Origin of the sequence: Streptomyces hainanensis (assembly GCF_004348415.1) — a bacterium.
In the GTDB taxonomy this organism is placed as follows: domain Bacteria; phylum Actinomycetota; class Actinomycetes; order Streptomycetales; family Streptomycetaceae; genus Streptomyces; species Streptomyces hainanensis.
In genome coordinates, this window is sequence record NZ_SMKI01000438.1 from 1 (window position 1) to 6,476 (window position 6,476).

Annotated in this window: 6 protein-coding genes and 1 tRNA gene; 5 read left to right on the forward strand and 2 right to left on the reverse strand. The window is 72.1% G+C overall.

The genetic code is table 11. The features are described from left to right. Positions 1-523 (forward strand): RHS repeat-associated core domain-containing protein (locus E1283_RS29365; RefSeq protein ID WP_132821202.1); only part of this gene is annotated, 523 nt, incomplete at its 5' end. Between the two features lie 24 nt (positions 524-547). Next, the gene (locus E1283_RS29370; RefSeq protein ID WP_132821203.1) at positions 548-1,306 is read left to right on the forward strand and encodes a barstar family protein; all 759 of its coding nucleotides are present in this window, start codon (positions 548-550) and stop codon (positions 1,304-1,306) included. Between the two features lie 19 nt (positions 1,307-1,325). On the opposite strand, the gene E1283_RS29375 is transcribed toward E1283_RS29370, so the two are convergent. Continuing rightward, positions 1,326-2,657 (reverse strand): SGNH/GDSL hydrolase family protein, encoded by a 1,332-nt coding sequence (locus tag E1283_RS29375; protein ID WP_341829960.1) that lies wholly within the window; start codon positions 2,655-2,657, stop codon positions 1,326-1,328. 99 nt (positions 2,658-2,756) lie between these two features. Between E1283_RS29375 and E1283_RS29380 the strand changes: the two genes are divergently transcribed. Together E1283_RS29380 and E1283_RS29385 are read left to right on the forward strand one after the other, a co-directional pair. Continuing rightward, positions 2,757-4,055, forward strand: coding sequence for a DUF445 domain-containing protein (locus E1283_RS29380; RefSeq protein WP_132821204.1), 1,299 nt, complete (start codon positions 2,757-2,759; stop codon positions 4,053-4,055). A gap of 26 nt (positions 4,056-4,081) precedes the next feature. Next, positions 4,082-4,165: transfer RNA gene (locus E1283_RS29385), tRNA-Leu, on the forward strand. Positions 4,166-4,226: 61 nt separating this feature from the next. Here the strand turns inward: E1283_RS29385 and E1283_RS29390 are convergent. Continuing rightward, complete coding sequence (locus tag E1283_RS29390) at positions 4,227-5,237, reverse strand: LacI family DNA-binding transcriptional regulator (RefSeq protein WP_165956294.1); 1,011 nt, start codon at positions 5,235-5,237, stop codon at positions 4,227-4,229. A gap of 270 nt (positions 5,238-5,507) precedes the next feature. Here E1283_RS29390 and E1283_RS29395 point away from each other — a divergent pair, with 270 nt between their 5' ends. After that, on the forward strand, positions 5,508-6,440 hold the full coding sequence (locus E1283_RS29395; protein ID WP_132821206.1) for a carbohydrate ABC transporter permease: 933 nt from the start codon (positions 5,508-5,510) through the stop codon (positions 6,438-6,440). The last annotated feature ends 36 nt before the right edge of the window (positions 6,441-6,476 follow it).

Below are 6,476 nucleotides of genomic sequence, written 5' to 3' on the forward strand. Positions count from 1 at the left end.
CACCGACACCCCACTGCGGTTCCCCGGCCAGTACGCCGACGAGGAGACCGGCTGGCACTACAACTTCCTCCGGCACTACGACCCGGCCACCGCCCGCTACGCCACCCCCGACCCGCTCGGCCTGACCCCGGCGCCGCACCACTACGGCTACGTCCACAACCCGCACACCTGGAGCGACCCCCTCGGCCTGGCCGCCCACCCGCCGACCCGGCTCTCCGACCCGCACCGCATCCCGGGCTCCATCGTCCGCGAGTACGACAACATCCGGATGGGCCGCGGCACGCCGCGCATCGACCCCAACACCGGGCGGCAGACCATCCACCGCGCCGACGACGTGCCGGACCGGCAACGCCCCCAGTGGCGCGACTCGCTCGAATGGGACGTGCCCGGCACCAACCACCGGATCCTGGAACGCCCGGACGGTCGCCTCGGCTTCGTCCTCAACCACGACTACAGCAGCCCGTTCCTCTTCCCCGCCCCCTGGTTCCCGGACGGCGGGGTGCTGCCCAACCGGCTCCGCTGACCATCGCATGCGAGGGTGACACCCATGAGCTTTCTCCTCCGCCACGAGGCGGCCGGCCCGCCGCTGGCCCACGCCCGTGAGCTCACCGGCTTCTTCTCGACCCCGGAGGAGGAGGAGCCCGAGCCGGGCGGCTGGCGCCCCTTCCAACTCCTCGGCTGCGTGCTGGAACCCGAGCTCATCCGGCTCCTCGACCGCCCCCGCCGCCGCGAACTCCCCGACGTCGAAGTCGTCATCAGGACCGACGACGGCCAGCCCATCGGGGCCTACTACGTCGGCGGCCCCACCGTCCTCGCCCAACACCCGGCGGCCGACGGCACGTTGGACCTGCTGCTCAACGGCTTCTTCTTCCGCTACCCGCACCCGGCGGCCGAGGCCGTCTGGGCCGCGTGGCGCCGCGCCTTCCCGCCCGCCCCTGGCGGCTGGGCCACCGACGGTCCCGCACACCGCGCCGGCTGGCTGGAGGCCGCCCGCATCCACGCCTCCACCCCCGGCGTCCCGCCACTCGACGACCAACCGCCCGGCCGCGACTACCAGGTGGCCGGCGGTTCCGTCACCGACCGCGCCGCCTTCTACTGCGCGCTCGGCGAGGCGATCAACGGCCCCGGCGGCTACTTCGGCGCCGGCTCGGACGCCCTCCGTGACTGCCTGGCCGGCGGCTTCGGCGCCCGGCCGCCGTTCCGGCTCGTCTGGCACGACTACGACGTGACGCGCCGTTCGGTGCCCGACCTCGACCGGCTCCTCGAACCGCTCCTCGCGGTCGGCGTCGAGATCGAACCCCGCTGATCCCCGGGAGCCCGCCAGGCTAGAGCGCCTGCTCCTCGATGTCCGGCACCAACTCGGACAGGGGCACCGCGTGGGCCATCGCCGCGAAGCCGGCGTCGCTCGGGTGCAGCCCGTCGCCCGAGTCGTAGGCCGGCAGCAGCGACTGCGGGCGGGCCGGGTCGCGCAGCGCCAGATCGAAGTCCACCACCGCGTCGAAGACGCCGCCGGCCCTGATCTCCGCGTTCACCAACTGGCGCACCCGCTCGCGCTCCGCCGTGAAGTTGCCGTGGCCGGCGAACGGCGTCAGCGTGGCGCCCACCACCCGGAGACCGGCCTCGTGGGCCTCCGCCGTCAGCTCGCGCATCGCGGCCACGACGGCCGCCGGATCCGTCTGCTGCGGCGGCGCGGAGATGTCGTTGATGCCCAACTGGAGCACGACCGTGCGCAGCCCGGCCTGGTGCACCACGTCGAGGCCGAGGCGGCGGAGCCCGCTGGCACCGTTGTACTGCCGGGTGGGGTCGCCGTCGAGCAGCAGCCGGTTGCCGCTAATGCCCTGGTTGAGCACGGCGAGCCGCGGCACCTCGGGCTCGGCGCGCAGCCGCTCCGCCAACAGGTCCGTCCAGCGGCGGTTGGCGCCCGGCGTCGAGGTGATGCCGTCCGTCAGCGAGTCGCCGAGCACCGCGACCGAACCCTCCGCCGTCTGGCTCAGCACCTGCACCGAACTGACGTACCGCCAGGCCCCCGTGACCTCGGTGAACGCCGCGCCCGACTCCTCGCCGGCCGCGTCGCCCGTCGCCAGGAAGCTGTTCTGCTGGGCCATCCGGTGCTGGGTCACGCTGCCGGACGCCTCCGGCGCGTACACCGTCACCAGCAGGTCCGCGTCCGCCGGCACGTCGAGCCGCACCGGATCGCTGAGCACCCGCTCCCCGGGCGGCACGAGCACCGAGGTGCCGTCGCCGAACGTCAGCCGGCGCATGCTGCCCGGCAACGCGTTCGGGCCGCCGTCGGCGGAGAGCGCCACCGTGACGTTGGAGAAGCCGACCGACCGGCCGCCGTACTGGTTGGTCAGCTCCACCCGGACCTCGCCGCCGCCGACCGAGGTGTGCACCACGTTGCGGATCGACCGGTCGGGCAGGCCGCCGTCGGTGCCGGGCTCGGGCCCGGTCGGCGCCGCCGACCAGGTGCCGACCCACTCACCACCGGCCGCCGGTGTCACGCTCCGTGTCGGGGGTGGTTCGGCGATCAGCTTCTCGTGGCGCTCACCGGCGGCCGGTGCCTCCTGCCCCGTGCCCACCGCGACCAGCACCCCGAGAACCACGGCCGTCGCCCCCGCCAGCAGGCCGAATTCCCGCCGTCCCGTCACCACTCCCACCGGCTCATGATCCCACGATCCGACCACGCCGGCTCACCCACCCGGGTGAGGCCTCGGTCACCCTCCGAAATCAGGACCGATGCACGGGACAATGTACGAATGGACCGGATGGACGCGGGATCGAAGGCACGGCCGGGCGACGGCCTCTCGGCGGGTGACCTGGCACGACTGGTCGCCCTGCGCCGGATGAAGACGGTGGCCGCCGGGCTGCTGGTGTTCGTGGCCGTGGCCTACGCGCTGGCCACCTGGGCCGAACACAGCGGCGCCGGCGCCTGGGCCGGCTATGTGGCGGCCGCCGCCGAGGCCGGCATGGTCGGCGCCCTCGCCGACTGGTTCGCGGTCACGGCGCTCTTCAGGCGCCCGCTGGGGCTGCCCATCCCGCACACCGCGATCATCCCCACCAGGAAGGACCAACTCGGTGAGTCCCTCGGCGACTTCGTCGGCGAGAACTTCCTCGCCGAGGACGTGGTGCGGGCCCGGCTCCAGGCCATCGGCCTGGCCCGCCGGCTCGGCGGCTGGCTCGCCAAGCCGGAGAACGCCGACCGGGTCACCGCCGAACTCGCCACCGGCGTGCGCGGCGGCCTCACCGTGCTGCGCGACGCCGACGTCCAGGCGGTGATAGGTGAGGCCATCACCCGCCGCGCCGACGCCATCGAGATCTCCCCGGGGCTCGGCCGGGTGCTGGAGCGGATCGTCACCGACGGCGGCCACCACCGCGCCGTCGACCTGCTCTGCGCCCAGGCACACGACTGGCTGGTCAAGCACCGCGACTCCGTGCTGGCGGCCGTGGAGGACGGCGCCCCCGGCTGGACCCCACGCTTCGTCGACCGCCGCGTCGGCGACCGCGTCTACCGCGAACTGCTGCGGTTCGCCGCCGAGATGCGCGACTCCCCCGACCACCCGGCGCGCGGCGCCCTCGACCGCTTCCTCACCGACTTCGCCCGCCAGCTCCAGGAGGACCCGGAGACCAGGGCCCGGGTGGAGCGGCTCAAGGGCGACCTGCTGCACCGGCCGGAGATCCAGGAGCTCATCGCCTCCGCCTGGGGCACGGTGCGCGCCATGATCCTGGCCGCCGCCGAGGACGAGCGCAGCGCGCTCCGGCTCCGCGCCCGCACCGCGATCCTCACCCTCGGCGCCCGCCTCAGCCGGGACGAACGGCTGCGCGCCAAGCTCGACGGCTGGGTGACGGAGGCGACGATCCACGTGGTCTCGGGCTACCGCAAGGAGATCACGGCGCTGATCACCGACACCGTCTCCTCGTGGGACGCCCGCACCACCTCCCGCAAGATCGAACTCCACATCGGCCGCGACCTCCAGTTCATCCGCCTCAACGGCACGGTCATCGGCGCCCTCGCCGGCCTGGCCATCCACACGGCGACCCGACTCCTGGGCGGGTGAAGCGGTTAGGATGACGGGGCAGGCGAGCGGCCGTGGTGGAACTGGCAGACATGCTGGGTTTAGGTCCCAGTGCGCTCACGCGCGTGAGGGTTCGAATCCCTCCGGCCGCACCGTTCTTGGGGGCCCGCTCCGACGTCCGACGCCCACGACGGCGGGACGCCCCACGCCTCGTTACTCCGCCGGCCGACCTGACGCCTCCGCCGGCGGCGGCGCCGTGCTGTCGCGTCGCACGAGCCAGGTCGGCACGAGGGTGGTGCCGCGTTCCGTCGTGTCGGCCCGCATCTGGCGCAGCACGCCGTCCACGCATCGGCGGCCCACCTCGGCGAAGTCCTGGTGGATGGTGGTGAGCGGCGGCATGAAGGAGCCGGCCTCCGGGATGTCGTCGAAGCCGACCACGCTGACGTCCTCCGGCACCGCGCGGCCCTTCTCGCGCAGCGCGCGGAGCAGGCCGAGCGCCATCTGGTCGTTGGCGGTGAAGACCGCGGTGCAGTCGGGCTGTTCGGCCAGCCGCAGGCCGGCGCGGTAGCCCGACTCGGCTGACCAGTCGCCGCGGACGAGGGGCGGGATCGCGCGGCCGGCCTCGGTCAGGGTGGCGCGCCAGGCGGCGGTCCGGCGTTCGGCCGCGAAGGACTCCTCGGGGCCGGCCAGGTGCCAGACGGTGCGGTGGCCGAGATCGAGCAGGTGGCGCACGGCCTCCCGGGTGCCGCCCGCCTGGTCGGTGTCGACCACGCTGTAGCGGTCGCCGGCGTCCGAGTCGGCCACCACCACCTGCACGTTGGGCGGGAGTGAGACGGTCGCCGCGTCCAGCAGGTGGACCTCCATGATCACGATCACCGCGTCCACCGCCAGCTCGCCGAGGCGGGTGAAGGCGCCGCGCACCCCGTCCTGGGTCGGGACGGCCACCGGCAGCAGCGTGGTCGCGTAGCCCTCCTGCGCGGCGGAGGACGAGATCGCCTCCAGGGTGCGGACGTTGCCGGTGGTGGAGAGGGTGAACAGGATGATGCCGATGGTGCGGAACTCGCCCCGCTTCAGGGCGCGGGCGGCGCTGTTGGGTCGGTAGCCGAGCTCCTTCATGGCGGCCAGCACCTGCTGCCTGGTGGTCTCCACGACGCCCGGATGTCCGTTGGAGACCCGGGAGACGGTCTGCGAGGAGACCCCGGCGAGCCGGGCGACGTCGGCCATGGACACTCGCCGCCTTCTGGTCTGCATCAGCGGTACTTCCCGTCTGCCGTGGTTTCCGTGCCGGTCCATGTGCGGATCTGCGCGTCTCTGTTTGGTTACGTAGGTCTCAGTATCGCGGTCCGGCCCTTGACGCCTACCTGGGGGCAGTGTAAACATCACGCGAAATCGATGTTTACGTAAACATACGGGGCTCGCATATCCGCACACGTCGCGATGTTTACGCACACACCGATCGTGCGGACACCCGGACGAGAGGCGAGGAAAGAACAGATGACAACGTTGTCACCGCCTTCCATGGCGGGACGCGCCGCGCCCCGGCGCCCGAGCCGCCGGGTCAAGCGCGGGCGCTCGTGGACCGGTTGGGGCTTCATCGGCCCCTTCATGGCCGTGTTCGCCCTCGTCTTCCTGGCACCGATCGCCTACTCGATCTACCTCAGCCTCTACCGGGACCAACTGGTCGGCGGCACCAGCTTCGTGGGCCTGGACAACTACCAGCGGGCCCTGCAGGACCCCCAGTTCTGGGACTCGCTCACCCGGGTGAGCCTGTTCCTGGTCGTCCAGGTGCCGATCATGCTGTTCATCGCCCTGTTGGTGGCGCTGGCCCTGGACAGCGGCCGCCTCTACGGCCGGAACTTCTTCCGCATCGCGATCTTCATGCCCTACGCCGTGCCCGCCGTGGTGGCCACGCTGATGTGGAGCTTCATGTACGGCAGCCGCTTCGGGCTGGTCGGCAACATCGAGGACGCCTTCGGCGTCTCGCTGCCCGACCCGCTCTCGCCCGACCTGGTGCTCGCCTCCATCGGCAACATCGTGACGTGGGAGTTCGTCGGCTACAACATGCTGATCTTCTACGCGGCGTTGCGGGTGATCCCGAACTCCCTCTACGAGGCGGCGGAGATCGACGGCGCCGGCCAGCTCCGGGTGATCACCGCGATCAAGCTGCCCGCCATCCGCGGCGCGCTGGTGATCGCGACGATCTTCTCGATCATCGGCACCTTCCAACTGTTCAACGAGCCCAGCATCCTGCAGAACCTGGTGCCCAACGCGATCACCACCGACTTCACGCCCAACCTCTTCACCTACTCGTTGGCCTTCTCCGGGCGGCAGCACAACTACGCGGCGACGGTGGCGATCGTCATGGGCCTGGTGACCATGGTCATCGCCTATGTCGTGCAGCTCCGCGGCATGCGAAAGGAAGCGTGATCCGGCGATGAGCACCCCCAGCGCCCCCACCACCAC